This is a genomic window from Plantactinospora sp. CA-290183 (genome assembly GCF_050936375.1).
Taxonomy (GTDB): Bacteria; Actinomycetota; Actinomycetes; order Mycobacteriales; family Micromonosporaceae; genus Plantactinospora.
This window is the reverse complement of sequence record NZ_JBNJMX010000028.1, coordinates 1-25903: the sequence shown is the minus strand read 5'-3', so window position 1 is coordinate 25903 and position 25903 is coordinate 1. Positions and strand designations below refer to the sequence as shown.

The window sequence follows — 25903 nt, the reverse complement described above, 5'->3', positions numbered from 1 at the left end:
ATCCCACGCCGTACCCGAGCCATGAACGGTGATCTCCGATGACAACGCAGGTGGACCCGGTGACGGGCGAGCGCCCGGCCACCACGGACCGGGTGGCCGGGGTGCCCGTCGTGATCGTGGTGACCATGGCACAGCGCCCGCCGGACCGGGTGGTGGAGTTCGTCCGCCACCTGATCGAGCGGGGCGACGACGTGCAGCTCTTCGCACCGGAGCCGGAGGCGTGGCTCGAACTGGACGTCGAGCGGCGGCCACCGATCCACCGGCCGGACCATCCGGAGATGCGGCACCCGGTCCGCTGGATCGAACGGCTGCTGGTGTTCTGGATCCCCGGCGTCGTATCGCAGGTCGGCGACTGGCTGGCCGGGCGCTGGCCGCAGGGGGTGCTCGGCCGACTGGGTACGAAGCTGGCCCACGGGCAGCGCCGGGTCTCCGGCGGGTGATCCACCACCGGCTCTTCTACCCGGCCTACCGGCTGATCCGTCCGCTCGTGCTGGACCGGATCTTCCGCCGGCAGGTCAGGACGCTGCGCCTCGACCGGGTGGACCGAATCGTGGCGTGCGACCTCTTCGCCATCCCGCTGGCGAGCCGGCTCGCCCGGCGCTACCCGTCCGCGAAGGCCACCACCTCGCTGGAGTTCGACTAGCCCGGTGATGCCCGGCACGACGTGCGGTCCCGGTGGCGTAGCCGCTCAGGGATCGTAGGGCGGCTCCGCCAGCCGCTGCGGCCGGGTCCGGGTCCAACTGGTCCAGCCACGCTCGCGCATCAGGTCCAGCATCCGCTGCGCCCGCGGGTCGGACTCGACGGCGAGTGCGTCCAGCAGGCCAAACGGAAGATCCTCGTGCGCTGCCTCGTCGTGCGCCGCCTCGGCGGAGGTGTACGCGTCCGCGAGATGGCCGGCCATGATGTCGGCGGCTTCCGCCAGGCGCGGGTCGTCGTCGCCGGCGTCGCTGTCGAGGATCTCCGACCCGAGACGATAGAGCCGGACGAGTTGCGGGTCATCCAGCTGCGCGAGTTTCCAGGGCATCACGTCGGAGATGTGATCGGGCCAGCGAGCCGCAACCAGGATCCACGCGTCCCGCTCACCCTCCATTACCCGCTCTGACACCCCGATCTCCCGAAGCCGATCGAGATAGAAGATCACCTCCGGCGGGAGCGTCAGATGGTCCCCGGCGGCGAGCTGCGCCAGCTGCTTGCGGCTGGTCTCGAGCCGGTCGATCTCGTCGCGTAGGTCGTTGTCGATCCTCTGGATCGCTTCGGCGAAGGCCGATGCGTCGGCGTCGAGCATCGGACCGATCTGGGACAGCGGCACGCCAGCGTTGGCGAGGGTGCGGATCTTGATGAGGGACACGACCGCCCGTGCGCCGTACCGCCGGTAGCCGGAAGCATCCCGCTCCGGCTCGGGCAGGAGTCCGACCTGGTGGTAGTGCCGCACCGCCCGCACCGTGACGCCGGCGTACGCCGCCAGTTGGCTGATCGTCAGCATGCTCTGATCCTGCCCTCAACTCGCCGGACCCGGTCGACGCCGCTCAGGAGATCCTGCGACGGTAGGAGATGGTGGCGCAGAGGTAGGCGACGACGAGGATGCCGACACACCAGGCGAGGGCGGTCCAGATGTCGGTGCCGACCGGTTGCTGGGTGAACAGGTCGCGGATGGTGTTGACGATGGAGGTCACCGGCTGGTGTTCGGCGAAGGCGCGCACCGGGCCGGGCATGGTGTCGGTGGGCACGAAGGCCGAGCTGACGAACGGTAGGAAGATGAGCGGGTAGGCGAACGCGCTCGCGCCGTCCACGCTCTTCGCGGTGAGGCCGGGGATGACCGCGACCCACGTCCTCATGCGCCGCCAGGGTGCAGCGTACGAGGATGCCGGCGACCAGGCGAGCAGCGGCCAGGCCGGTGCTCCCGCGCCCGAGCGGAAGCCCATCAGGAGGGCGACGCCGACGACGAGCACCAGCGAGATCACGTTGGCGACCATCGAGGTCAGCACATGCGCCCACAGCACGCCCGATCGAGCGATCGGCATGGAGTGGAACCGCTCGAAGATCCCGCCCTGCATGTCCGTGAAGAGCCGTAATGTGGTGTAGGCGATGCCCGACGCGATCGTGATGAGCAGGATGCCGGGAAGCATGAGTTCACATACGGGACCGACCCGGTGTCGATCGCACCGCCGAACACGTAGACGAACATCACCATGATGGCGATCGGTGTGATCGCGGTCGTGATGATGGTGTCCAGGCTGCGTGTGACGTGGCGCATGCTCCGCCCGGTGAGGACGGCGGTGTCGCCCAGGAAATGCGTGGCCATTGTTGTCCCCTACTTCTGGTTCGACATGGTCTTGCGGTCTCGGCTGCCCTCGTCGGCGCCGCTGCCCTTGTCGGCGCCGCCGTCCTTGTCGTCCTGGCCGGCGTCGCCGATGACCGCGAAGAAGACGTCTTCGAGGGAGGGCTGCTTCTCGACGTACTCGACCCGGGCGGGTGGGAGGAGCTGCTTGAGCTCGTCGAGGGTGCCGTTGACGATGATCCGACCCTGGTGGAGGATCGCGATCCGGTCGGCGAGCTGCTCCGCCTCGTCGAGGTACTGAGTGGTGAGCAGCACGGTCGTGCCGCCCTGGGCGAGCTCCTTGACGGCCTGCCACACCTCGATGCGCGCCTGCGGGTCCAGCCCGGACGTCGGCTCGTCGAGGAAGACGACCGGCGGATGCCCGATGAGGCTCATCGCGATGTCCAGACGGCGGCGCATGCCACCGGAGTACGTGGCCACCCTCCGGGCGCCCGCCTCGGTCAGCGAGAAGCGCCTCAGCAGGTCATCCGCGATCGTGCCCGGGTCCCTGAGGTGCCGCAGCCTGGCGACCAGGACGAGGTTCTCCCGTCCGGTGAGGATGTCGTCCACCGCCGCGAACTGGCCGGTGAGACTGATCGACTCGCGTACGTCGGCGGCCTGTGCCACGACATCGAAGCCGTTGACCCGGGCAGTTCCGGCGTCGGCCCTGAGCAGCGTGGACAGGATCTTCACGACCGTGGTCTTGCCCGCCCCGTTGGATCCGAGCAGGGCGAAGATGCTGCCCCGCGCCACGTCGAAGTCCACGCCGCGCAGCACCGTCAGCTGCTTGAACGACTTTTCCAGGCCTTGCACCTGTATCGCGGGCCGCTCGACCCGTTGGGTTGTTGCCGGGATGCTCATGCCGGCCAGCATGGAGGGTTGACGCAGCGTCAGGGTCAAGCCCGCGGGGGCGGATTCGACCGGCACCGGCCCGGTCAGCCGCGCAGGAAGGCCTCCAGGACCCGGGCGGTACGCCGGCCGTCGTGCCACTCCCGGGTGTACTCGACGGACTCGCGGCCGATCCGGGCGGCGCGCGGCGGGTCGGCGATGAGGGCGGTCAACTCCTCCCGCAGGGTCTCCGGGGTGGCGTTGACGATCGGCGGCGGCTCGGCCATCAGTTCCCGGGTCCGCTCGTCGAGATAGCCCAGCACCGGACGGCCGGCGGCCATCGCCTCGACCGCGAACGTGCCGTAGCTGCCGAGGGCGAACTGGTCGAGCACGACGTCGGCGGTGCGCACCAGCTCGCGTAGATCGGTCCAGGCCAGCTCCTCGGCCAGCCGAAGGTCGATCGTGCCCTCGTCGTGCAGTTCGGTCAGGACCGGCAGGATGCGGTCGGTCCCCTTCAGCCAGCGGGCCGACGGCGCGTGCAGCACCACCGGTCGCGGCCGGCCCAGCACGGGATGGGCGCTGGCCCAGGCGTCCACGTCGACCACCACCGGCGCCCAGCGGGCCTCGGGCAGGTCCGCCAGCAGGTCCGGGGTGGTGACGAAGAGGGGCAGTCCGCTCCGCTGCGCCACCCGGTGGTTGCGTTCGGCCCGGCTCGCCATCCGGGCCACCGCCTCCTCCGGCGCGTCCCGGAACGGCGAGTGCTCGTTGCGCTCCCGGTGCCGTACCGGGTGCCGTACCTCGCTGCCGTGGGCCAGGAGGGCGACCTGGACGCCCGCCTGCCGCAGCGCCGGCAGGTCGCCCTCCACGCTGGTGCCGTTGAGCCGGCCGAAGATCGGCAGAAAGGCGTCCGCGACCAGGTGGGTGTAGCGGCCGATGACCCGGCGGAGCTGCTCGATCTGCACGTCGAGGTCGCCGAGCCGGGCGGTCTCCAGGTAGACGTCGGCCGGGAAGCCGAAGCCGCCCTCGCCCCGGCGCATCACCACCTCGGCGGAGACGTCGGGGTCGTACCGGCAGACCGCCGCGGCGAACGCGGCGGCCTGTCCGGCGTAGTTGGCCGGCCCGAGACCGAGCCGGATCGGCGTGTCGCCCAACGGCCGCCAACCGGTGGCCGCGTCGAGGTCCGCCATCCGCGGATGCCCTTTCCGGAGCCGGACCCGTGCGCCCGACACCGACCGGCGTCGGGCGCACGGGTCCGGGACGGCCTCAGGAGGCGGTGGCGAGGTCCTCGGCGGGAGCCCGGCCCGGGACCGCGACGGTGCTGCCGTCCGCCGCCGACTGGAGCACGGCCGCGGCGACCTGGACGGTACGCAGACCCTGGCGCAGGGTCACGATGTCGCTCTCCTTGCCCTCGACCGCGTCCCGGAACCGCTCGTGCTCCACCAGCAGCGGCTCCCGCTTCGGGATGGCGAACCGGACCATGTCCCCCTCGGCGACGCCGCGGAACGCCCGCAGCGCCTCCCACTCGGTGTCGATGGCACCGTTGGCGTAGAAGGTCAGGTCGGCGGTGAGCGTGTCGGCGACGAAGCAGCCCCGGTCGCCGGTGATCACCGTGGACCGCTCCTTGAGCGGGCTGAGCCAGTTCACCAGGTGGTTGACCATCGTGCCGTCGGCGAGCTGGCCCACCGCGGCGACCATGTCCTCGTGCAGCCGGCCGCTGCGGGAGACCGTACGCGCCGAGATCGCCGCGTACTCCTGCCCGGTGACCCAGCTGGTCAGGTCGATGTCGTGGGTGGCGAGGTCCATCACCACGCCGACGTCGGCGATCCGGTGCGGGAACGGGCCCTGCCGGCGGGTGACGACCTGGAACACCTCGCCCAGCTCGCCCGCCTCCAGTCGGGTGCGCAGGCTCTGCAGGGCGGGGTTGTACCGCTCGATGTGCCCGACCCCGGCCACCAGGCCGCGCGACTCGAACGCCTCGACCAGCCGGGTGGCGGTGCCGACCGACTGGGCGAGCGGCTTCTCGATGAGCGCGCAGACGCCGTTCTCGGCCAGTTCCAGGCCGACCTGCTCGTGCAGCGCGGTCGGGCAGGCCACCACCGCGTAGTCGACACCGAGCGCCAGCAGCTCCGCCACCGTGGGCAGTACCGGCACCGAAAGCGAGCCGGTCGTGTCGCCGGCCGGGTCCACGACCGCGACCAGCTCCACACCGTCCAGGTTGGACAGAATCCGGGCGTGGTTGCGGCCCATCGCGCCGAGACCGACCAGTCCGGCGCGCAGCGGGCGGGCGTGGGCGCTCATCGGCCGGCCTCCAGGCTGTTCGCGGCGTCGGCGATCCGCTCCAGCTGGGACTGGGTCAGCGCCGGGTGGATCGGCAGTGACAGCACCTCGCGGGCGGCCCGCTCGGTCTCCGGCAGGTCCCACGGGCCGGGCTTGCCGTCCGCGTCGAGGAACGGCTTGAGCCGGTGGATCGGGGTCGGGTAGTAGATCGCGTTCCCGACGCCCTTCTCCAGCAGTTGCTGCTGGGCGGCGTCCCGGTCACCGGCCACCCGCACCGTGTACTGGTGGTAGACGTGCCGGGCCGCGTCGGCGACCGGCGGGATGACCACACCGGTGATCCGGGAGTCGAGGAACTTGGCGTTGGACCGGCGCTGCTCGGTCCACTCCGGGAGCTGGCGCAGCTGGACCCGGCCGATCGCGGCGGCCACGTCGGTCAGCCGCATGTTGGCGCCGACGATCTCGTTGGCGTACCGCTGCTCCATGCCCTGGTTGCGCAGCAACCGCAGGGTACGGGCGATCTCGGGGTCCGGCGTGGTGATCATGCCGCCCTCGAGGGCGTGCATGTTCTTCGTGGGGTAGAAGCTGAAGCTGTTCGCGATGCCGAAGGAGCCGACCGGCTGCCCGTTCAGCGCGGCGCCGTGCGCCTGGCAGGCGTCCTCGACCACGGCGAGGCCGTGCCGCTCGGCGATCGGCATCAGCCGGTCCATCGCGGCGGGGTGCCCGTAGAGGTGCACCGGCATGATCGCCGCCGTGCGCGGGGTGATCGCCGCCTCGACCGCGTCCGGGTCCAGGCAGAAGCTGCCGGGCTCGATGTCCACGAAGACCGGGTCGGCACCGACGAGCCGGACCACGTTCGCGCTGGCCGCGAAGGAGAAGGACGGCACCACGACCTCGTCGCCGGGGCCGATGCCCAGCGCCATCAGGCTCAGGTGCAGCGCCGAGGTGCCCGAGTTGACCGCGACGCAGTGCCGGCCGGCCACCAGCTCGGAGAACTCCTCCTCGAACGCGGCCACCTCCGGTCCCTGCACCACCCGGCCGCTACGGAGCACCCGTACGGCGGCCTCGATCTCGGCGTCTCCGATGACTGGTTTGGCGGGTGGGATCAGGTCTGCGTGCTGCCCGGCCATGGGCATCCTCCTTCAGTGGGGGATCGCAATTGGCATGCGATGCTAGCTCGTGTTTCGGTCGGCGGATCGGGTGGTGCGGGGTACGTCACGACCGGTGAGCGGGGCCGGACGCGGCGGAGCCGGCCCCCTCGGTCTGCTGGTGGTTGTCGACGGCGGCGGGTGGTGGCGCGGCGACCGGCAGGGGAACGTCGAGACCCGCCACGAGGATGTCGGGGTCGCCGGTCGTGCCGGCATCGGCACGGAGTCCGGCCGCGATCGCGGCGGCCATTCGTGGCAGGTACGCCTCCGGCAGGGTGGTACGGGCAACGGCGAGCCGCCAGTAGAGGGGTCCGACGATCAGATCGACCGCGGCATCCGGATCCGCTCCCGCGGGTAGCTCGCCCCGGTCGATCGCCCGGCCGATCAACAGTATGCCGACGTCCCGTTGGTTGGCGCGCAGGGCCTCCTGCAGGGTCTGCGCGATCTGCGGGTTGCGGGCCGCCTCGGCGAGCAGGTCCGGGATGATCTGCGAGGCCAGTGGGTGTCGCAGCGCACGGGCCACGATCCGCAACAGGACTTCGAGGTCTCCGGTTAGGGTGCCGGTGTCCGGTAACGGTAGGCTCTGTCCGGCGACCCGGGAGACGATCTCCAGGACCAGTTCCAGCTTCGAGCCCCACCGGCGATAGATCGCCGTCTTGCCGACGCCGGCCCGACGTGCGACCGCCTCGATCGAGAGGCGTCCGTAGCCGACCGCGGCGAGTTCCTGCATGACGGCCCGGCGGATAGCGGCGGTTATCTCCCCTCGGAGTACCGCCGCTCCCGCGGGAGCTCGTCGGTTGTCGGTCGCCACGTCGGCCAATATAGCGCGACGACGGTACGGTTGCGTCCCGACGTAGGATGGACTACCTTCCTCGCAGCGACGACCGACTGGCGTTCCACCGCTCTGGCCACGGTCACCACGTCGCGCGCCTCTTAGCAGCCCGCACAGATCGGAGCGCCAACGCTATGGCCAGCACGGCGGTAGCCAACCCCGATGCAGAGCTAACCCAGGCAGAACTGGCCGCCCGCTACGGTCTGTCCGTAGCCGGCGAGCGGCCCAGTCTCGGCGCCTACATCCGGCAGCTCTGGTCCTACCGGCACTTCATCTCCGCCTACGCCAACGCGAAGCTGGTGGCCTCGTTCAGCACGGCCCGACTGGGCCGGCTCTGGCAGGTGCTCAACCCGCTGACCAACGCGGCGGTCTACTTCGTGATCTTCGGCGTGGTGCTCGGCACCAGCGGTCAGGTCGACAACTTCATCGCCTACCTCTGCACCGGGCTGTTCGTCTTCACCTTCACCCAGTCGGTGGTGAGCGGCGGGGTGACGGCGATCACCGGCAACCTCGGCCTGATCCGGGCGCTGCACTTCCCCCGGGCCAGCCTGCCGATCGCGATCACCCTGACCCAGTTCCAGCACCTGCTCGCCTCGATCGTCGTACTGGCCGGCATCGTGCTGGTCACCGGTGAGCCGCTGACCCTGGAATGGCTGCTGCTGGTGCCGGCGGTGCTGTTGCAGGCGATCTTCAACGCCGGGATGGCGATGGGGATGGCCCGGCTCGGCTCCAAGGTCACCGACCTGAAGCAGCTCGTGCCGTTCGTGATGCGCACCTGGATGTACGGCTCCGGCGTGCTCTACAGCGTGGAGAACTTCGAGGCCCACCTGCCGGGCTGGGCGGCGGACCTGGTGCAGCTCAACCCGCTGCTGGTCTACATCGAGCTGATGCGGCACGCCCTGATGGAGTCGGCGCCGGTGACCGCGTCGCAGACCCAGTCCTGGCTCCTCGGCATCGGCTGGGCGCTGGTCGCCGGGGTGCTCGGGTTCATCTACTTCTGGCGTGGTGAGAAGGAGTACGGCCGTGGCTGAGCCGATGGATGCCCGATTCGAGTCGCCGACCCAGGTCGAGTCCTCGCCGTCGACCACCACCGTCGCGCCGCGGATCCCCACCGTGGTGGTCGACGACGTGCACGTGGTCTACCGGGTGCACGGCGCCGGCGCCGGCGGGAACGGCAACCCGGTCGCCACCCTGAAGCGGATGGTCACCGGCGGCAAGTCGGCCGCGGTCCGCGAGGTGCACGCGGTCAAGGGCGTGACCTTCACCGCGTACCGGGGCGAGGCGATCGGGCTGCTCGGCAGCAACGGGTCGGGCAAGTCGACCCTGCTGCGGGCGATCGCCGGACTGCTCCCGGTCAACCGGGGCGCGATCTACACCCAGGGCCAGCCCTCGCTGCTCGGGGTGAACGCCGCGCTGCTCAACGACCTCTCCGGCGAGCGCAACGTCGCCCTCGGCTGCCTGGCCATGGGGATGACCCCGGCCCAGGTCCGCCAGCTCACGCCCGAGATCATCGAGTTCTCCGGCATCAACGAGCGCGGGGACTTCGGCTCGCTGCCCATGCGGACGTACTCCTCCGGCATGGCCGCCCGGCTGCGGTTCTCCATCGCGGCGGCCAAGAAGCACGACGTACTGCTGGTCGACGAGGCGCTGGCCACCGGCGACTCGCGGTTCCGGCGGCGCAGCGAGCGCCGGGTGCGGCAGTTGCGGGCCGAGGCCGGCACCGTGTTCCTGGTGAGCCACAGCCTCGGCACGATCCGGACGACCTGCGAACGGTCGATCTGGCTGGAGTCCGGGGTAATCCGGGCGGACGGCCCGACCGACGAGGTGGTCAGCGAGTACGAGACCTTCATGAACCGGAAGTGACCCCGGGCCGGGTGGCTGGTGGCCGTGACCGCCGCCGTCGGCCTGTCCGGTGCACGGGCTCGCTCGCCGCCGGACCAGGCGGCGCCGCACCCGGCGGCAAGCGCACGCGTGGCCAGGGAGATCCGACCGGCGGTGCTCCCGGGGCCCCACGGGGAGCTTCCGGCGGATCCGGCCGGCCAGCGCTATAGGGCCCAGGGGACAGCCGGCACCGGTCAGGGCGCGGACGACCGAGCGCCGGGCCCGGCCCGTCGGGCGGCCCGGGCCCTCCGGTGACGCGGAGGAGACGCCGCGGCGGAAAGATCGGTCGGCGTGTGGCCGGGACGGACACGTGATCAGTGCGGACGCGTGATCAGTGAGGATGGGTAATGGCGCATGACCTGGCGGCGGGCGGGCCGGACGACCGAGCGGGCGGCCCGGCGCGACCGGAGGACGGAGCCCGATCAGCCGCGTCCGCCGGCGTCGACGCGCCGTGGCGGCCCACCCGTACGGTCGCGGTCGTGCTGGCCGGCGGCACCGGCACCCGGGTCGGGCTCGGCATCCCGAAGCAGCTGTTGAAGATCGCCGGGAAGCCGATCCTCGAACACACCATCGCGGTCTTCGAGGCGGCCCCGGAGATCGACGAGATCATCGTGCTGATGGCCCCCGGCCACCTCGACGCGGCACGGCAGATCATCGCGAAGGCGGGCTTCCGCAAGGTCACCCAGGTGTTCGAGGGCGGCGAGACCCGCAACGCGACCACCCGGTTGGCGCTGGACGCCATCGGGCCGGACGACTGCAACGTCCTCTTCCACGACGCGGTCCGGCCCCTGCTGAGCGGGCGGATCGTCCGGGAGTGCGTGAACGCGCTCTGGCGGCACGCCGCCGTCGACGTGGCGATCCCGTCCGCGGACACGATCATCCAGGTGGACGCCGACGACTGCATCACGGACATCCCGGTCCGGGCCCGGCTGCGCCGTGGCCAGACCCCCCAGGCGTTCCGCTCCGGGACCATCCGGGAGGCGTACCGGCTGGCCGCGGACGACCCGGACTTCAGCGCGACCGACGACTGTGGCGTCGTGCTCCGCTACCTGCCCTGCCCCACGTGCCGATCAAGGTGATCGAGGGTTCGGACGAGAACATCAAGGTCACCCACCCGGTCGACGTGCACCTGGCGGACAAGCTGTTCCAGCTCGCCGCCGCCCAGGTCCCCCGGCTGCACCGACGACCGGGCGTACGCCGAGGAGCTGAGCGGCCGGACGATCGTGGTCTTCGGCGGCAGCCACGGGATCGGGCACCGGCTGACCGAGGTCGCCCGGGAGTACGGCGCGGACGTCTTCCCGGTCAGCCGGTCGACGACCGGCACCCACGTGGAGCGGGTCGAGGACGTCGCCGAGGCGCTGCGGACGGCGTTCGAGGCGACCGGCCGGATCGATTACGTGGTGGTGACGGCGGGTGTGCTGCGGATGGGTGCCCTCGCGGAGATGGACGACGAGACCATCGACCAGGTGCTGCGGGTCAACCTGCTCGCCCCGGTCACCGTCGCCCGGCAGGCCCTGCCCTACCTGCGGCAGACCCGTGGCCAGCTCCTGCTCTACACGTCGAGTTCCTACACCCGGGGACGCGCCCGGTACGCGCTCTACTCCTCCACCAAGGCCGCCGTGGTGAACCTGACCCAGGCGCTCGCCGACGAGTGGTCCGAGCTGGGCGTACGGGTCAACTGCGTCAACCCGGAGCGGACCGCGACGCCGATGCGTACCCGGGCGTTCGGCGCGGAGCCGGAGCACACCCTGCTGGCCGCCGACACCGTCGCCCGCGCCTCGCTGGACATCCTGCTCTCCGGGCTGACCGGTCAGGTGGTGGACGTGCGCCGCTCCCCCGGCGACCCGGCGTCCGCCCCCGCCGAGCCCGACGCCGACCCGCCACCCGCCTCCGGCACCGGGGCACCGGCGGAGCCGACGGACCTCCGGGCCGGCGGGGGGATCGTCCGGCAGCGTTCCACCGAACTGGTGCCCCCGCCCCGGGTCGGCACGCCCTAGCCCGCCGTCGTCCCGTCGGCACCGTCGGCCGGCATCCGCCGCCGGAAAGCCGGCCACCGTCCCAGGAGTGAGCATGCGTGGTGATCTGGTCAGGAAGCTGGCCATCCGGTGCCTCAGCGCCGGCCTGGCTGTCCTGTCCTTCCTCACCCTCGCCCTGACCTCGGCCGAGCTGGTCGGCCTGGCGCTGGCCGTCCTCGCCGTCGGCTCGGCCTGGGCGGAACGGCGGATCAACCCCCGGGCCGAACTCGTCGCCGAACCGATCCTGCTCACCGCCGGCCTCCTCGTCGGCTACGCCGCGCGGGCACCCGGGGCCCGCTGGACCCTCGCGGTCACCGGCCTGGCCCTGCTCGGGCTGATCCTCGTCGAGCGGCCGCTGCGCGACGCGGTCGGGCTGGAGACCCGGTCGGCCAACCTCGGCGTACGGTCGTCGCCGCTGCTGGTCGCCGGACGGCTCGGCGCGGCCGTGCTGGCCCTGCTGCTCCTGCTTGCCGGCAGCGCCGCCGCGTCCCTGCCGGCCTGGCCGGTCCTGCTCGCCACCCTGCTGGTCGGCGCGGCCGGTGCCGGTGCGCTGGCCCCGATCGCCCGGCGACGGCTGCGGCCCTCGTCGGCCGAGAGCCCGGTCACCCGGGCACTGCGCCGGCACCAGCCGGAGTTCCTGCTCTACTTCTCCGCACCGCCCGGCTCGGAATACCAGGTCAAGATGTGGTTGCCGTACCTGGAGCGGATCGGGCGGCCGTTCCTGGTGCTGCTGCGCGAACCGGACTTCCTGGCGTCGGTCTCGGCCGCCACCAGCGCGCCCGTGGTGGTCTGCCCGACGCCGCGCTCGATCGACGAGGCGATGGTGCCGAGCCTGCGGGTGGCGTTCTACGTCAACCACGGCGCCAAGAACAGCCACTGCATCCGGTTCGGGCACCTGACCCACATCCAGCTGCACCACGGCGACAGCGACAAGGCGCCGAGCGCGAACCCGGTCTCCGCGATCTTCGACAAGATCTTCGTGGCCGGACAGGCCGCGATCGACCGGTACGCCCGCAACGGCGTGGTGATCCCGCAGGAGAAGTTCGCCATCGTCGGCCGCCCGCAGGTGGAGTCGATCGTGGTGGACCGGACCCCGGTGCGGGAGCGGGCCGAGAAGGTGGTGCTCTACACCCCCACCTGGACCGGACACCACGCGGACGTCGACTACTGCTCGCTGCCGGTGGGCGAGAAGCTGGTCCGGCGGCTGCTGGACCGGGGCGCGACGGTCATCCTGCGCGCCCACCCGTACACGTCGCAGAACCCGGCGTCGGCGCGGCAGCTCGCCCGGATCGAGCAGGTGCTCGCCGACGACCGGGCCCGGACCGGGCGGCGGCACGTCTTCGGCGCCGAGGCGGCCCGGCGGATGACCCTGGTCGAGTGCGTCAACGCCTCGCACGCACTGGTCTCGGACGTCTCGGCGGTGATCTCCGACTACCTCTACTCGGGGAAGCCGTACGCGGTGACGGACCGGGTCGGCGAGGGCGAGCGGTTCACCGAGACCTTCCCGCTGGCCGGTTCGGGCTACGTGCTGGGCGCCGACATGTCCAATCTGGACGAGGTGCTGGACCGGTTGCTCGACACCGATCCGCTGGCGGAGGCGCGGTGGCGGACCCGGACCCGGTACCTCGGCGACTTCCCGGCGGAGGCGTACGCCGACGGCTTCCTGGACGAGGCCCGTCGGCAGCTCGACGGCACCACGGTCCGGCCGCCCGCGCCGGCACCCCGTCCGGCGCCCGTGCCATGATCGACTCGTGAACCTGGTCAGGATCGAGCACGACCGGCGGGCGCTGGCCGGTCTGCTGCGCCGGGACCCGCACCTGCACGCGTACGAGCTCGGCGACCTCGACGACTTCTACTGGCCCTATACGAGCTGGTACCGCCTGGCCGACCTGGTGGCGCTGGTCTACCACGGCGGCGGCACCCCGACCCTGCTGGCGCTCGACCGGTCGGGACCGCCGGCCGCGCTGGGCGAGCTGCTGACCGCGCTGGTACCGCTGCTGCCCCGCCGGTTCTACGCGCACCTCTCCCCGGGCGGCGAGGCGGTGCTGGCCCGACACTTTCCGGTGCAGGAGCACGGGCCGCACCTGAAGATGGCGCTCACCGACCCGGGCCGGCTGGACCGGGTGGCGGCCGAGGGCGAGGTGCTGACCGGTGCCGACCTGCCGGAGCTGGCGGCGCTCTACGACGTCGCGTACCCGGGCAACTGGTTCGACCGGCGGATGCTGGAGACCGGCCACTACGTCGGGGTGCGCCGGGACGGCGAACTGCTCGCGGTGGCCGGGGTGCACGTCTGGTCCCGCGAATACCGGGTCAGCGCGCTGGGCAACGTGACCACCCATCCCCGGGCCCGGGGCCGGGGACTGGCGAGCGCGGCGGTGGCCACCCTCTGCCGGCGGTTGTCGAAGACCGTGGACCACGTGACCCTGAACGTCAAGGCGGACAACCTCGCCGCGCTCGCCGTCTACCGTCGGCTCGGCTTCACCCCGGCGGCGGAGTACGCCGAGTTCACCTTCGGAGCCCCGGCGTAGTCCCGGAGCCCTGTCGCGCGGAGCCTCGTGGCGGGTCGCGGCGCCAGACCGCCCGCGTCCGGCAGCGCCGGTACGCGGGCGGTCCGGCTGGGGCCGGGGAGGGCGGGGTCAGGACGAGTAACCCCGGGTGGCCGCCCAGTTGGCCAGGTCGATGGTGCTCATCCAGTAGGTGCTGTCCGAGCCGGGGATCGCCGGGTCGGCGATCTTGACCGTCCGTCCGTCGTCGCGGTAGCCGACCACGGTCAGGTAGTGGCCGCCGGGGTAGCTGTGCCAGCCACCGTCGGTGTCCGTGGTCGAGCCGGCGATGTTGGCCACCACCGGGTAGCCGTTGCTCACGGCGTGCACCACGTCGGCCTGGAGCTGATCCATCTGGGCCGGGCTCGCGGCGCCGCCCCGGATCATGGTGGTCCGGTAGAAGTCCGTCCTGCCGGCGCTGTTCAGCACCCGGGTGGTGTCCTCGGCGGAGTTCGTACCGCTCGTCGTGGTGCCCAGCCGGCCGGCGACCTCGTCCTGGCTCAGGTGCACGTCCCGGGCGGTCAGGGCGATGCGGGTCGCGGCCGGACCGCAGTAGTAGTAGGTGGTCTGGGCCTCGAAGTCGTAGTCCAGGACCTTGGACTCGGGCGCGGCCGGCCTGCCGGTCGCGCTCGGCGCCGCCTTCGGGGCGCTCGTCGTCGGTTCGGCCGTCGCCGGCGATGTCGGGTCGGCCGGTGCGCTCTGCTGCCCCCCGGCCCCGGCACCCGGGGCCTGGTTGACGGAGCCACCGAGTTCCGCCACGGCGACGGTCGAGCCGCCCTCGGACGGCGCGGGCGGCTGGACCGAGGTCAGCACGATTCCGATGGTCGCCGCCGCGGCCGCGAGCACGGCCGCCGAACCGAGCGCGAGGCGGTTACGCCGGCCGGTCGTGATGTTCCTGATCCGCTGTGGGACATCTGCCAACGGCCGGGCCATGTCGCTGGCCGACCGGGAAAAGACATACTTCAACTGATCCTCCAGGGAAATGCTCATTGCCATTCGAGTTCGTCAATTGGCAATGGGACGTTTCTGTCCGCTGGTGGGAACGCGAGACGACACCGCCGGAGGCGGCGACAAGGACCCTGCCCCGAATACGCCGGGGCCGGGGGGGCAACAGCGACCACCGCATCCGGGCGGCGGGGCCGTTCGGGCTGCGCCCGCGCCGGGCGGGGCCGGCGCTCGCCGGCGGTCGCGCTCGCGTCCCGGAGCGCTAGCGAACCGGGGCCATGAACCCGTCTCGGGCTCCGATGGCCCGGGCCGGGTGCGCGGCGACCCGGGGCCGGCGCGCGGTGGAGCGGATGGATCGGGGGGATGGGCCGGAGCCCGGGTGGTGCGGCACGAATGGTCTCCTTCCGTGACCGCCTACCGGGTTAGCTGACGGATTCGGGCGCAGAAGGCCGCCCTACCGCGAACGACGGTTCGCGGATTCACCCCAGATAACTGTGGGTCCCCGGCTCGTTACACAACGACTCGGCGGGTCCGCTCCGGTGTCACCCGCGTGGCGACCAAGGGGCCGGACCGGACGGGCCGACATTACTGGCCGACTTCTGTCATTGCCAACCCCTCTCAGCAGGGAAAACAGTGACCAAGACCGCGATTGGACCGGATCCCGGCCCGGCTGCCGGGCCGACAGGGCCATGCGGATAAACCGGCATGATCATGTACGGGTGCGGTATGACGGAAATGACCGACTTGATGGAAGCCGGTCCGCCCGGTCGAACGCGAGGACTTTCAGGAGGCTCCCCCACATGACGACGGTGCACGAAGCCACCTACGACCTGCTCCGTTCGCTCGGCATGACCACGATGTTCGGCAACCCCGGCTCCACCGAGGAACCCTTCCTGAAGAACTTCCCGGCCGACTTCCGCTACGTACTGGCCCTCCAGGAGGCCTCGGCGGTGGCGATGGCCGACGGCTACGCCCAGGTCACCGGCAAACCGGTGCACGTCAATCTGCATACCGCCCCGGGTACCGGAAACGGAATGGGCAGCCTCGTCACCGCCTGGCACAACAGGACCCCGCTGATCGTCACCGCCGGGCAGCAGACCCGGACGATGAACCTGTACGAGCCGATGCTGACAAACGTACGGGCGACCCGGCTGCCGGAGCCGTACGTCAAGTGGAGTCACGAGCCGATGCGCGCCCAGGACGTACCGGACGCCTTCATGCGCGCGTACGCGACCGCCGTACAGCCTCCGGCCGGGCCGGTCTACCTCTCGCTGCCGCTCGACGACTGGGACCAGCCCGCCGAGGGAACCGCGGTGGTACGCCGGGTGAGCACCCGGGTGGCGCCCGACCCCGAGGGGCTGGACCGGTTCGCCGAGATCCTGGCGGGCAGCCGCAACCCCGCCCTGGTGATCGGTTCGGCCGTGGACCGCAGCGACGCCTGGCCCGCCGCGATCGCCCTCGCCGAGCGGCTCAGGGCCCCGGTGTGGCAGCCGCCCTTCTCCGACAGGGTCGGTTTCCCGCAGGACCATCCGCAGTTCCAGGGGCTGCTGCCACCGGCCATCGGCCCGCTGGCGAAGAAACTGACCGGGTACGACACCGTGCTGGTGATCGGCGCCTCGGTCTTCCGCTACTACCCGTACATCCCCGGCGAACAGGGCTTCCTGCCGGCGGGTACCCGCCTGCTGCACGTGACGGAGGACCCGGACGAAGCCGCCCGGGCACCCGTCGGCGACAGCCTGCTCGGCGACGTCGGACTGGCCTGTGCCGCCCTGACCGACCGGCTGCCCAGCACCGACCGTCCGGCCCCGCCCACCCAGGCCGCCGTACCGAGGTCGGAACCGGGCATCCCGCTCTCCCCGGAGGCGCTCTTCGGCATCCTCGCCCGGCTCTGGCCCCAGGACGGCATCCTGGTCCCGGAGACCCCCTCCAACCTGCGCATCCTGCACCGGCAGCTGACCATCCGGCGCCCCGCGTCGTACTTCAAGATGGCCAGCGGCGGGCTGGGGTTCGCGCTGCCCGCCGCGGTCGGCATCGCGCTCGCGCAGCGGGACACCGGGCAGCGCCGGCCGGTCGTCGCGGTGATCGGGGACGGCTCGTTCCAGTACTCGCCCCAGGCGCTCTGGACCGCCGCGCAGCAGCGGGTACCGGTGGTGTTCGTGGTCCCGGTCAACGAGGAGTACGCGGTCCTGAAGTCCTTCGCCGAACTGGAGGAGACACCCGGGGTGCCGGGGCTGGACCTGCCGGGCCTGGACATCCCGGGCATCGCCCGCGGCTACGGCTGCGCCGCCCACCGGATCGCCTCGGCCGACGAGTTCGGGGACGCGTTCCGGGCCGCGCTCGGAGCCGAGGGCCCCACCGTGCTGGCCGTACCGATCACCCGCGACGTCCCCACCCTGCTCTGAGGGGTAAGGAAGGGCCCCTTCTTATCGCTTTTTGCATAGGAAGGGCCCCCTCCTAACACCTCGGAGCCGGGCGGCAGCGCGGTACGGTGCAGCCATGTCGGGTGCCGCGCTGGAGGCTCTCAGCTCGGCCGGGATCCCCTTCCGGGTGATCCGGCACGGGTCCGTGCGCAGCCTCGCCGAGGCCGCCGCGGCGCGCGGCGTCGCGGTCGGAGACGTGGTGAAGACCATCGTGGTACGCCGGGGCGAGCGCGACTTCGTCTTCGTGCTCGTGCCGGGTGACCGGGTCATCTCCTGGCCGAAGCTGCGAGCGCTGCTCGGGGTCAACCGGCTCTCCCTGCCCGACGCGAACGAGGCCAGGTCGGCGACCGGCTACGAGCGGGGCACCGTCACCCCGTTCGGCGCCAGCACCGCCTGGCCGGTCGTCGCCGACGAGCGGGTCCGGGGCCGGACGATCACGCTCGGCGCCGGCCGGCGGGACATCGCCGTCGCCGTGGACGCCGACGCGGCACTGCGCGCCCTCGACGCCACCGTCGCGGACCTCACCGAACCGGAACGCCCGCGCTGACCCGCATGCCCCGGCAGCGGCGCGGTTAGGAGGGGGCCCTTCCTATGCAGAAAGCGATAAGAAGGGGCCCTTCCTTACCCCTCAGCCGAGTTGGGCGAGGAGGGCGTCGGTCACCTCCCGGGTGCCGGCGGCGCCGCCCAGGTCCCTGGTCCGGGTGGCCGGGTCGGCGAGGCAGGCCTCCATTGCCGCAACCACGTCGGCCGCCGCGTCCGGATGGCCCAGGTGCTCCAGCATCATCGCGGCCGACCAGACCGCGCCGAGCGGGTTCGCCACGCCCTGGCCGGCGATGTCCGGGGCCGAGCCGTGCACCGGCTCGAACATCGACGGGTGGGTGCGGGTCGGGTCCAGGTTCGCCGAGGGCGCGATGCCGATGCTGCCGGCCACGGCGGCGGCCAGGTCGCTGAGGATGTCCCCGAACAGGTTGGAGCCGACGATCACGTCGAAGCGGTCGGGTTGCAGCACCAGCTTGGCGGCGAGGGCGTCGATGTGCTCGGCGTCCCAGCGCACGTCGGGGAAGCCGGCGGCCCGCTCCGCGACCACCTGGTCCCAGAACGGCATGGTGTGCACGATCCCGTTCGACTTCGTCGCCGAGGTCAGGTACGAGCGGCGGGTCCGGGCCAGCGAGAAGGCGTAGTCGACGATCCTGCTGACCCCGACCCTGGTGAAGACCGCCTCCTGCACGGCCTGCTCGTCCGGGAAGCCCCGGTTGAACCGCCCGCCGATCTCGCTGTACTCGCCCTCCACGTTCTCCCGGACCACGACGAAGTCCACCTCGCCCGGCCTGGCCCCGCGCACCGGGCTGGCCACCCCCTCGAAGACCCGGATCGGACGCAGGTTGACGTACTGCCGGAAACTGCGGCGGATCGGGATCAGCAGCCCCCAGAGCGAGATGTGGTCGGGCACTCCGGGCCAGCCCACCGCGCCGAGCAGGATCGCGTCCGCCGGGCGCAGCCGGTCGAGCCCGTCGGCCGGCATCATCGCGCCCTCGGCCAGGTAGCGCTGGCAGGACCAGTCGAACTCCTCGTACTCCAGCACGATGCCGTGCCGCTCGGTGACCGCGTCCAGCACCTGCCGGGCGGCGGCGATGACCTCGGTGCCGATGCCGTCGCCGGGGATCACCGCGATCCGGTGCACCTCCGGCTCGCCGATCGCCGACGCCATCAGCTGCCCAGCCCGACGAGCGCGACCATCAGCGGCAGCAGCAGGAGGATCAGGACCGCTCCGAGGATGTCGAAGGAGAACCCGGAACGGATCATCTTCGTGATCGGCACGACGCCGGAGCCGTACACGACGGCGTTCTGCGGGGTGGAGACCGGCAGCATGAAGCCGAACGAGGCGGCGAAGGTGGCGGCCAGCGCGGGCACGAACGGGTTGATCCCGGCGGCCACGGCCACCGGGATGATGATCGGTACGACCACGGCGGCCGACGCCGTGTTGCTGGTCGTCTCGGAGATGATGATCGCGAGCACCACGGCGAAGGCGGTGATGGCGAAGACGCTGGTGAGCCCGAGCAGGTTGGCGCTGCCCTCGCCGATCGTCTTGGCCAGGCCACTTTCCTGGAGCAGTGCGCCGAAGATGATGCCGGTGCCGAAGAGCAGCACCGTGCCCCAGTCGATCCGGGCCGCGTCGCTCCAGTTCAGGGTGTACTCCCGCTTGCCCCAGTCGGTGGGGAGCAGGAAGAGCAGCGAGGCCCCGAGCACGGCCACGATCCCCTCGTTGAGGCGACCGCTGATCCAGTCGTAGGTGCTGGAGTCGCTGCCCCAGATGATCGCCACCACGCCGGGGGTGATCCACAGCGTCACGGTCACCACGAAGGCGATCAGCGTGTTCCGCTCGGCCCGGGAGAACCGGCCGAGCTTGGCCCGCTCGCTGGCCACGTACTCCGTGACGCCCTCGATCCGACGGATCTCCGGCTTGTTGAGCAGCAGCAGGACGGTCGCCAGGGCGAGGAACATCAGCGCGCAGATCGGGAACGCCACGGCCATCCACTCGGCGAACGAGATGCGCTCCCCCGTTGCCTGTGCGATCAGGTCCCGGCCGATCAGGTTGGGTGGGCTGCCGACCGGGGTGAGCAGGCCGCCGACGCTGGCCCCGTAGGCGAGCATGAGCATCAGCGCGACCCCGACCCGCAGCCGGGTCGGGTCGAAGGTGCTCGTGGCGATGCCCCGGTCCTGCATCAGCTTGGCGATCACCGTGAGGATGCCGAGCGCGGTCGGCAGCAGCATCGCCACCGTGGCGGTGTTGGAGACGAAGGCGGAGAGCGCGCAGGTGATCAGTCCGAAGGTGATGATCACGCGACTGGTGGACCTGCCGACTCCCGGCAGGGAGAGCATCCGGAACGCGAACCGGCGGGCCAGTCCGTGCTTGAGCATCGCCTGGGCCAGGATGAACGCCCCGATGAAGGTGAAGACCGTGGAGGAGCCGAACGGCCCGAGCACGTCGGCGGCCGGCGCCACCCCCAGGACGACGATGGCGCTGACGCCGATCAGGCCACCGATCGGGATGGGCACCGGCTCGGTCACCCAGAGCACGATGACCCCGAGCAGGATGCCGGCGAGGGTCTGCTGGTCGCCGGCCATGTCCAGGGGGAGGGCCAGGAAGATGATCGAGACCAGCGGGGCGAGCCAGAGCCCGGTGGTCCGGCGCCCCCGCTCGAACCGTTCCTCCGCCGGGGAGAGCACCTGCTCTCCGAGGCTGCGGTAGGTGCTGCCGCCGAGCAGCGCCTTCTCCACGTCGGTCCGGGCCGGGGCATCGCCGGAGCCGCCGGTGGCGCCGCCGCCCTCGGTGGCACCGGTATCGCTGGTGATGGCCATGTCGCGCCCTCCATCGGAGTTCCACTGTGCCGGGACGGGCATCGCAGTGACGAATCTAACAGTCTGACTTCATCAGCCCAGGCCGGAGCGGTCCAAGACGAGATCACGACAACTCTTATAGGCAGCCCCTATAAGGACTGGTGATCGCTTACCCGGCCGGGGCGGCGGATGTGGTGCAGACGCGCGCGGAGGCCAGGAAGGCGCCCGCCGCAGGGGTGAGCGGAGCGCGCCGCGTCACGAACGTGACGTTGAGGTACGCCGCCGGATCGATCTCCAGCACCAGTGCGCCGGCCCGCCGGGCGAGCTGTGACCAGGAGTCGGCCACCACGGCCAGGCCGGCACCGCCGAGCACCAGCGGCAGGAACGCCTCCCGGTTCTCCGACTCCACCGCGATCGTCACCGCCACCCCGGACGCCCGGATCTCCTCCACCAGCTCCCGCATCCCGGTGCCGTGCTCCCCGACGATCAGGCGGTGCCCGGCGAGTTGGTGGTGCCGTACCGGCACCCCCGCCGGGAAGGGACCGTCGCCGGGGGTGACCAGCACCAGCCGGTGCCGCCCGGCCGGATACAGCGCCACGGTCTCGGTGGCCAGTCGCTCCCGGCTGGCCAGCAGCCCGATCTCGGCGACGCCGGTCCGGACCATCTCCAGCACGGTGTGCGCCCGGGGCGCCGCCCGGATCCGTACCGAGACCCCGGGGTGGCGGGCGGTGAACTCCCGGACGGCGCTGGAGAGCGGTTCCACCGTGGCCGAGGGCATCGCGGCGATCTCCACCCGGCCGGAGGTCAAATCGCCGACCGACTCGACGCTCGCCCGGGCCAGTTCGAGCCCGCGGACCACCTGCCGGGCCGGTTCGATCAACGCCCGGCCGGCCCCGGTGAGCACGACCCGGCGGCCGATCCGATGGAACAGTTCGCTGCCGAGATCCCGTTCCAGGGCCCGGATCGCCTGGGACAGCGACGGCTGGGCCACGAACATCGCCTTGGCCGCACGGCTGATCCCGCCGTGGTCGACGACCGCGAGGAAGTACTCCAACTGTCGGGCGTCCACCGCTCCACCATCCCGTACGCCACCGCCGACCTGTGCCCGAAGTGTGCCAGCGATCCGGTGCCGGAGGGTCCCTACCCCGGCCGACAGGGGTTCGAGAATCCGGTCACAGCCCGCCGAGCACCGCGAACGGGTCGGCCGCGCCGCCGTTGTCCACCGCGACGATTCGCCGCCGCAGCCCGAACGTCTCCCCCGGGGCCACCGTCACCTGGCGCTGGCTCATCACCCAGTTGTACGCGGCGTACGCCACGAAACCGGGCTCGTCGTAGAGCAGCCCGTACGTCTGCCGGTCGGAGCCGGTCATCCCGATCCACGGCGTGGTCGGCGGGTAGTCGGCCGGGGTGCCACTGGTGATGGTGCCGTGTCCGGCCACGCCGCTGCGCTGCCCGGCACCGTCGTGGTCGAGGGCGTCGCCGGTCCAGAAGCTGCGCGGCACCGTCCCCCGGTTGGTGAAGAGACTCTCCGCGGTCACCCACGGCTCACCCGGCCGGATCGTGTACGTGGTGACCACCTCGATCTCCGGCACCGCCGTGCTCACCCCGGTGGCCCGTACGCTCGCGGACCCGCCACCGGCGCTGAGCACCTCCACTCCGGTGGACCGGACGGTGAGCTGCTGCCAGGCGTTGCCGCCGCGCGGCTGGGTCGCCGAGGCGTACGGCAGGTTGATCCAGTCGTCCGGGGCACTGCGCGGCACGAGACCGCGCCCGAGGTGCACTCGGCGTACGCGCGCCGGGTCGCGGACACCCTGGGCTGGCGGCCGGAGCCGGGGCACTTCCACCTGTTCGCCGTGCGGATCGGCTCGGTCAGCTACCTGCGTTACGACGGCGGCGACCAGTACCTGACCATCTGGCCCCCGGGCCGGGAGACGGTACGCCGGCGCACCACAGCGACCAGCGTCGGCCCGCCTGAACCGACCCGGCAACTGCTCGTCGGCCCCGGTGACGACGCGGTCGCCTCCAGCACCGGCCGAAACGCCTGACGGTCCGGTTCCCGGGACGGCACGCGGCGGCCCGGACCAGCCCGGTGCGGCACCGTCCAGGGCCGGTACCGCGCCGCGGAGGACCGGTCGCGGACCCGCTCTCAGCCGCGTTCGATCAGGTGGCCGACGAGGTCCGGGCCGAAGACGGCAGTGCCCGAACCGTCCCGGCGCTCGTCCGGGGCGGGCAGCGACAGCGGCTCTCCGCGCTTGGAGACCCCGACCGGCCGCGGCCCGACCCAGGCGACGACCAACCGGGACTCGCCCTTGAGGAAACGCTGCGCGCGTACCCCTCCGGTGGCCCGGCCCTTCGCCGGATAGAGCGCGAACGGTGTCACCTTCACACCGCTGCCGGTCGAGGTGACCACCATCGGCTCGCCCTGTGCCGGATCGTCGGTGCGGACCGCGCCGAAGAAGACCACCTCGGCGCCGGGCGGGAGACTGATCCCGGCCATGCCGCCGCCCTTGGCGCCCTGCGGGCGTACCAGCCGGGCGGGGAAGCGCAGCAGCGACGCCTCGGAGGAGACGAAGGCGAGCGTCTCCGCGCCGTCGACCAGCCAGGTGGCGCCGACGACCTCGTCACCGTCGCGGAGGCCGATCACCTCGAACTCGTCGGCCCGGACCGGCCAGTCCGGCGCGCAGACCTTCACCACGCCCTGCCGGGTGCCCAGGGCGAGCCCGAGCGAACCGGCGCCGCGCTCACCGAGCGGCGCCAGGCCGACCACGGTCTCCCCGGACTCCAGCGGCACCAGTTCGGAGGCGGACATGCCGCCGCTGAGCGACACCGTGCCGGCCTGCTCCGGCAGCACCGGCAGCGGCAGCACGTCGGTCTTGAACGCCCGGCCCGCGCTGGTCACCAGGAGCACCTGACCGCGCGCCGTGGTGTGCACGACGGCACGTACCGCGTCGTGCTTGGTCCGGCCGTTGCGGCGCCGCCCCTCGGAGGTCTCCTCCGACTCGGCCGCGGTCCGGGCGACCAGGCCGGTCACCGAGAGGATGACCTGGCACGGGTCGTCGGCGACCTCCAGCGGCCCGGCCGGCGCGGAGGCCGCCAGCACCTCCTTGAGGTCACCGTCGATCAGGGTGGTCCGCCGTGGCCGGGCGAACTGGTCGACGACCGCGGCCAGTTCGTCGGAGACCACCCGGCGAAGCACCCGGTCGTCGTCCAGGATCGCCGACAGCTCGGCGATCTCCTCGCGCAGCCGCTCCCGCTCGACCTCCAGCTCGATCCGGTCGAACCTGGTCAGCCGGCGCAGCGGGGTGTCCAGGATGTAGCCGGCCTGGATCTCGGAGAGGCCGAACTGGGCCATCAGGGCGTCCCGGGCGGCCTGGGCATTGTCGCTGGCCCGGATCAGCCGGACCACCTCGTCGATGTCGAGCAGCGCCATCAGCAGGCCGTCGACCAGGTGCAGCCGGTCCTGCCGCTTCTGCCGGCGGAACGTGGTGCGTCGGGTCATCACCTCGTAGCGGTGGGCGAGGAAGACCTCCAGCAGGGCCTTGAGCCCGAGCGTCCGGGGCTGGCCGTCCACCAGGACGAGGTTGTTGACCCCGAACGACTGCTCCAGCGGGGTGAGCCGGTAGAGGTCGGCCAGCAGCGCCTGCGGGTTGACCCCCACCTTGCACTCGATCACCAGCCGGGTGCCGTTCTCCCGGTCGGTGAGGTCCTTGACGTCGGCGATGCCCTGCAACCGGGCCGCCTGCCGTTGGCCCTTGCGCGGACCGGACGTGATCAGCTTGCCGCGTACCTCGTCGGTGATCGCCTCGATGACCTTCTCGGCGCCGACCCCGTACGGGAGCTCGACGACGGTGATCGCCTGCCGGCCACGGCTGCCCTCCAGGGGCCCGGTCTCCACCCGGGCCCGCATCCGGACCACCCCGCGACCCGTCTCGTACGCCTTGCGCACCTCGTCCAGGCCGAGCAGCAGGCCGCCGGTCGGCAGGTCCGGACCGGGGACGAACTCCATCAGCCGGTCGAGTGACGCCTCCGGCTGGTCGATCAGCCACCGGGCCGCCGCCACCACCTCGCCGAGGTTGTGCGGGATCATGTTGGTGGCCATCCCGACCGCGATGCCCGAGGTGCCGTTGACCAGCAGGTTCGGGAACGCCGCCGGCAGTACGCCCGGTTCGAGCAGCGAGCCGTCGTAGTTGGGCCGGAAGTCGACGGTGGCCTCGCCGAGTTCCCCGACCAGCAGCATCGCCTCCCGGGACATCCGAGCTTCGGTGTAACGCGCGGCAGCTGGTCCGTCGTCTGGAGATCCAAAGTTGCCATGCCCGTCGATCAGCGGCGCGTTGAGCGAGAAGCCCTGGGCGAGCCGGACCATCGCGTCGTAGATCGCGGTATCGCCGTGCGGATGGTACTTACCCATGCAGTTGTGCACGACGTAACCCTCGGCGACAAAGGCATGGTCATCGGTACCGACCTGGATGTCGTACGTCGTGTCGGCGTCCACCGGCTCGACCGACTCCACCCGGAGGAAGGATGACCCGGAGAGCGCGTCAAGCCGATCGGCGAGCGGTGACCCGATGCGGCGCAACCGTCGCACCCAGCCGTCTCTCTCCGCGCGCCAGAGCGGGAAGTAACGATCGGCAAGCAGGGTCCCCGCCCGGTCCCTGCCATAGCGCACCGTCGTGCCGCCACCCGCCGACAGCGAAGAACGGAACGCCTTCCCGTCCCTGTCCCGGAACCAACCACCGCCGACGTGTGCGGCGGAGAACTCGGCCATGACGGGCCGGACGGGCAGGCGGTCGTTCCCCTGTTTGCCGCCGTAGGCGTAGGTGATCCCGGTGAGCCGATGAAGAGCGTCCTGCTTGTATCCGATCCGGACCCACCGCAGGAGTGACGATGCGAGCGTCGCGGCATCGCGCCCGGATATGAACAGGGCTGACAGAGTCTTGTGTCCGCGGTCAGGCGAGGAGGACCAGCGGTGTGCATGGATTCCCAGGTCGGCGAGCATCGAGTAGACCTGTCGCAACATCAACTGGCTGGTGCTGACCAGCACGATCTCCCGGTGCCGTTTGCGTACGTAACCGTCGCCGTCGAACAGGCCCGCGAGGAACGGGATCCAGGAGGAACGCTCACGGAGGACGTCCGCGGGGACGTACTTCTCGGCACTGAGTGGCGTGCCGACTTCGAGCAGTCCCTCGTGGCGGCTGAAGGTCAGGACGTGCTGGTCGCGGTGCTTGGGGTTCTTGGCCTCACGCTTGCCGCGCGAGACGCCGAGTCCACTCTCGATCGCCCAGCCGTGAGCGGCGTCGAGTGGCTCGACATCGCACATGTGCATCCGGACCCGACCGTCCGCGGATCTGGACCGGTCGACGG

General features: G+C 71.7%; 21 protein-coding genes, 2 pseudogenes and 1 riboswitch. Of the genes and pseudogenes, 10 read left to right on the top strand and 13 right to left on the bottom strand.

Annotated features, from left to right (window positions below; genetic code table 11):
• Positions 1-38: 38 nt before the first annotated feature.
• Positions 39-440: a hypothetical protein gene (locus ACQEUR_RS23085; protein ID WP_433034726.1), complete on the top strand. Its 402-nt coding sequence runs from the start codon at positions 39-41 to the stop codon at positions 438-440.
• Positions 437-643, top strand: a complete 207-nt coding sequence (locus ACQEUR_RS23080) for a hypothetical protein (RefSeq protein ID WP_433034724.1) — start codon at positions 437-439, stop codon at positions 641-643. Before ACQEUR_RS23085 ends, ACQEUR_RS23080 begins: the two co-directional genes overlap by 4 nt.
• A gap of 45 nt (positions 644-688) precedes the next feature.
• Here ACQEUR_RS23080 and ACQEUR_RS23075 read toward each other — a convergent pair whose 3' ends face one another.
• The 7 genes and pseudogenes from ACQEUR_RS23075 to ACQEUR_RS23045 form a co-directional block, all read right to left on the bottom strand.
• The gene (locus ACQEUR_RS23075) at positions 689-1483 is read right to left on the bottom strand and encodes a MerR family transcriptional regulator (protein ID WP_433034722.1); all 795 of its coding nucleotides are present in this window, start codon (positions 1481-1483) and stop codon (positions 689-691) included.
• A gap of 43 nt (positions 1484-1526) precedes the next feature.
• Positions 1527-2302 (bottom strand): annotated as a pseudogene (locus ACQEUR_RS23070) (ABC transporter permease).
• Positions 2303-2311: 9 nt separating this feature from the next.
• Positions 2312-3178 carry an ABC transporter ATP-binding protein gene (locus tag ACQEUR_RS23065; protein ID WP_433034720.1) on the bottom strand — a complete coding sequence of 289 codons (867 nt, stop codon included), beginning with the start codon at positions 3176-3178 and terminating at the stop codon, positions 2312-2314.
• Between the two features lie 74 nt (positions 3179-3252).
• On the bottom strand, positions 3253-4332 hold the full coding sequence (locus ACQEUR_RS23060; protein WP_433034718.1) for a hypothetical protein: 1080 nt from the start codon (positions 4330-4332) through the stop codon (positions 3253-3255).
• 76 nt (positions 4333-4408) lie between these two features.
• A complete protein-coding gene (locus tag ACQEUR_RS23055; RefSeq protein WP_433034716.1) occupies positions 4409-5443 on the bottom strand; it encodes a Gfo/Idh/MocA family protein in 1035 nt (344 codons plus the stop codon).
• Complete coding sequence (locus ACQEUR_RS23050; RefSeq protein ID WP_433034714.1) at positions 5440-6549, bottom strand: DegT/DnrJ/EryC1/StrS family aminotransferase; 1110 nt, start codon at positions 6547-6549, stop codon at positions 5440-5442. The genes ACQEUR_RS23055 and ACQEUR_RS23050 overlap by 4 nt, the downstream gene beginning before the upstream one ends.
• A gap of 85 nt (positions 6550-6634) precedes the next feature.
• Positions 6635-7378, bottom strand: a complete 744-nt coding sequence (locus ACQEUR_RS23045) for a TetR/AcrR family transcriptional regulator (protein ID WP_433034712.1) — start codon at positions 7376-7378, stop codon at positions 6635-6637.
• 155 nt (positions 7379-7533) lie between these two features.
• On the opposite strand from ACQEUR_RS23045, the gene ACQEUR_RS23040 reads away from it, so the two are divergent.
• From ACQEUR_RS23040 to ACQEUR_RS23020, 5 genes and pseudogenes are all read left to right on the top strand, one after another.
• Complete coding sequence (locus ACQEUR_RS23040) at positions 7534-8430, top strand: ABC transporter permease (protein ID WP_433034710.1); 897 nt, start codon at positions 7534-7536, stop codon at positions 8428-8430.
• Positions 8431-8434: 4 nt separating this feature from the next.
• The gene (locus ACQEUR_RS23035) at positions 8435-9262 is read left to right on the top strand and encodes an ABC transporter ATP-binding protein (RefSeq protein WP_433034748.1); all 828 of its coding nucleotides are present in this window, start codon (positions 8435-8437) and stop codon (positions 9260-9262) included.
• Positions 9263-9759: 497 nt separating this feature from the next.
• A pseudogene (locus tag ACQEUR_RS23030) lies at positions 9760-11277 on the top strand (SDR family NAD(P)-dependent oxidoreductase).
• 73 nt (positions 11278-11350) lie between these two features.
• Positions 11351-13039: a CDP-glycerol glycerophosphotransferase family protein gene (locus ACQEUR_RS23025; protein WP_433034708.1), complete on the top strand. Its 1689-nt coding sequence runs from the start codon at positions 11351-11353 to the stop codon at positions 13037-13039.
• Positions 13040-13046: 7 nt separating this feature from the next.
• The gene (locus ACQEUR_RS23020; protein WP_433034706.1) at positions 13047-13823 is read left to right on the top strand and encodes a GNAT family N-acetyltransferase; all 777 of its coding nucleotides are present in this window, start codon (positions 13047-13049) and stop codon (positions 13821-13823) included.
• Between the two features lie 108 nt (positions 13824-13931).
• Here the strand turns inward: ACQEUR_RS23020 and ACQEUR_RS23015 are convergent, their stop codons facing one another.
• The gene (locus ACQEUR_RS23015; protein ID WP_433034745.1) at positions 13932-14771 is read right to left on the bottom strand and encodes a C39 family peptidase; all 840 of its coding nucleotides are present in this window, start codon (positions 14769-14771) and stop codon (positions 13932-13934) included.
• A gap of 408 nt (positions 14772-15179) precedes the next feature.
• A riboswitch (cyclic di-AMP (ydaO/yuaA leader) is annotated at positions 15180-15321 on the bottom strand.
• A 262-nt stretch (positions 15322-15583) separates the two neighbouring features.
• Here ACQEUR_RS23015 and mdlC point away from each other — a divergent pair.
• Positions 15584-17185: a benzoylformate decarboxylase gene (gene mdlC / locus ACQEUR_RS23010; RefSeq protein ID WP_433034704.1), complete on the top strand. Its 1602-nt coding sequence runs from the start codon at positions 15584-15586 to the stop codon at positions 17183-17185.
• 94 nt (positions 17186-17279) lie between these two features.
• On the top strand, positions 17280-17750 hold the full coding sequence (locus ACQEUR_RS23005) for an aminoacyl-tRNA deacylase (protein ID WP_433034702.1): 471 nt from the start codon (positions 17280-17282) through the stop codon (positions 17748-17750).
• A gap of 81 nt (positions 17751-17831) precedes the next feature.
• Here the strand turns inward: ACQEUR_RS23005 and ACQEUR_RS23000 are convergent, their stop codons facing one another.
• The 4 genes from ACQEUR_RS23000 to ACQEUR_RS22985 form a co-directional block, all read right to left on the bottom strand.
• On the bottom strand, positions 17832-18911 hold the full coding sequence (locus tag ACQEUR_RS23000; RefSeq protein ID WP_433034700.1) for a tartrate dehydrogenase: 1080 nt from the start codon (positions 18909-18911) through the stop codon (positions 17832-17834).
• Positions 18911-20563, bottom strand: coding sequence for an SLC13 family permease (locus ACQEUR_RS22995; protein ID WP_433034698.1), 1653 nt, complete (start codon positions 20561-20563; stop codon positions 18911-18913). The genes ACQEUR_RS23000 and ACQEUR_RS22995 overlap by 1 nt, the downstream gene beginning before the upstream one ends.
• A gap of 148 nt (positions 20564-20711) precedes the next feature.
• On the bottom strand, positions 20712-21611 hold the full coding sequence (locus ACQEUR_RS22990) for a LysR family transcriptional regulator (RefSeq protein WP_433034696.1): 900 nt from the start codon (positions 21609-21611) through the stop codon (positions 20712-20714).
• A 103-nt stretch (positions 21612-21714) separates the two neighbouring features.
• Positions 21715-22302, bottom strand: a complete 588-nt coding sequence (locus tag ACQEUR_RS22985) for a hypothetical protein (protein ID WP_433034694.1) — start codon at positions 22300-22302, stop codon at positions 21715-21717.
• 15 nt (positions 22303-22317) lie between these two features.
• Between ACQEUR_RS22985 and ACQEUR_RS22980 the strand changes: the two genes are divergently transcribed.
• Positions 22318-22587, top strand: coding sequence for a hypothetical protein (locus ACQEUR_RS22980; RefSeq protein ID WP_433034692.1), 270 nt, complete (start codon positions 22318-22320; stop codon positions 22585-22587).
• Positions 22588-22688: 101 nt separating this feature from the next.
• Here ACQEUR_RS22980 and ACQEUR_RS22975 read toward each other — a convergent pair whose 3' ends face one another.
• Positions 22689-25859 (bottom strand): DNA topoisomerase (ATP-hydrolyzing), encoded by a 3171-nt coding sequence (locus ACQEUR_RS22975; RefSeq protein WP_433034690.1) that lies wholly within the window; start codon positions 25857-25859, stop codon positions 22689-22691.
• Positions 25860-25903: the final 44 nt, after the last annotated feature.

What these genes read in the sequence shown, in the direction of transcription:
- ACQEUR_RS23060 (WP_433034718.1), bottom strand. Translation starts at nt 4,332, where the DNA reads ATGGCGGACCTCGACGCGGCCACCGGTTGGCGGCCGTTGGGCGACACG.
- ACQEUR_RS23065 (WP_433034720.1), bottom strand. Translation starts at nt 3,178, where the DNA reads ATGAGCATCCCGGCAACAACCCAACGGGTCGAGCGGCCCGCGATACAG.
- mdlC (WP_433034704.1), top strand. Translation starts at nt 15,584, where the DNA reads ATGACGACGGTGCACGAAGCCACCTACGACCTGCTCCGTTCGCTCGGC.
- ACQEUR_RS23000 (WP_433034700.1), bottom strand. Translation starts at nt 18,911, where the DNA reads ATGGCGTCGGCGATCGGCGAGCCGGAGGTGCACCGGATCGCGGTGATC.
- ACQEUR_RS23025 (WP_433034708.1), top strand. Translation starts at nt 11,351, where the DNA reads ATGCGTGGTGATCTGGTCAGGAAGCTGGCCATCCGGTGCCTCAGCGCC.
- ACQEUR_RS23035 (WP_433034748.1), top strand. Translation starts at nt 8,435, where the DNA reads ATGGATGCCCGATTCGAGTCGCCGACCCAGGTCGAGTCCTCGCCGTCG.
- ACQEUR_RS23055 (WP_433034716.1), bottom strand. Translation starts at nt 5,443, where the DNA reads ATGAGCGCCCACGCCCGCCCGCTGCGCGCCGGACTGGTCGGTCTCGGC.
- ACQEUR_RS23005 (WP_433034702.1), top strand. Translation starts at nt 17,280, where the DNA reads ATGTCGGGTGCCGCGCTGGAGGCTCTCAGCTCGGCCGGGATCCCCTTC.
- ACQEUR_RS22995 (WP_433034698.1), bottom strand. Translation starts at nt 20,563, where the DNA reads ATGGCCATCACCAGCGATACCGGTGCCACCGAGGGCGGCGGCGCCACC.
- ACQEUR_RS23040 (WP_433034710.1), top strand. Translation starts at nt 7,534, where the DNA reads ATGGCCAGCACGGCGGTAGCCAACCCCGATGCAGAGCTAACCCAGGCA.
- ACQEUR_RS23075 (WP_433034722.1), bottom strand. Translation starts at nt 1,483, where the DNA reads ATGCTGACGATCAGCCAACTGGCGGCGTACGCCGGCGTCACGGTGCGG.
- ACQEUR_RS23015 (WP_433034745.1), bottom strand. Translation starts at nt 14,771, where the DNA reads ATGGCCCGGCCGTTGGCAGATGTCCCACAGCGGATCAGGAACATCACG.
- ACQEUR_RS23085 (WP_433034726.1), top strand. Translation starts at nt 39, where the DNA reads ATGACAACGCAGGTGGACCCGGTGACGGGCGAGCGCCCGGCCACCACG.
- ACQEUR_RS23050 (WP_433034714.1), bottom strand. Translation starts at nt 6,549, where the DNA reads ATGGCCGGGCAGCACGCAGACCTGATCCCACCCGCCAAACCAGTCATC.
- ACQEUR_RS22975 (WP_433034690.1), bottom strand. Translation starts at nt 25,859, where the DNA reads ATGTGCGATGTCGAGCCACTCGACGCCGCTCACGGCTGGGCGATCGAG.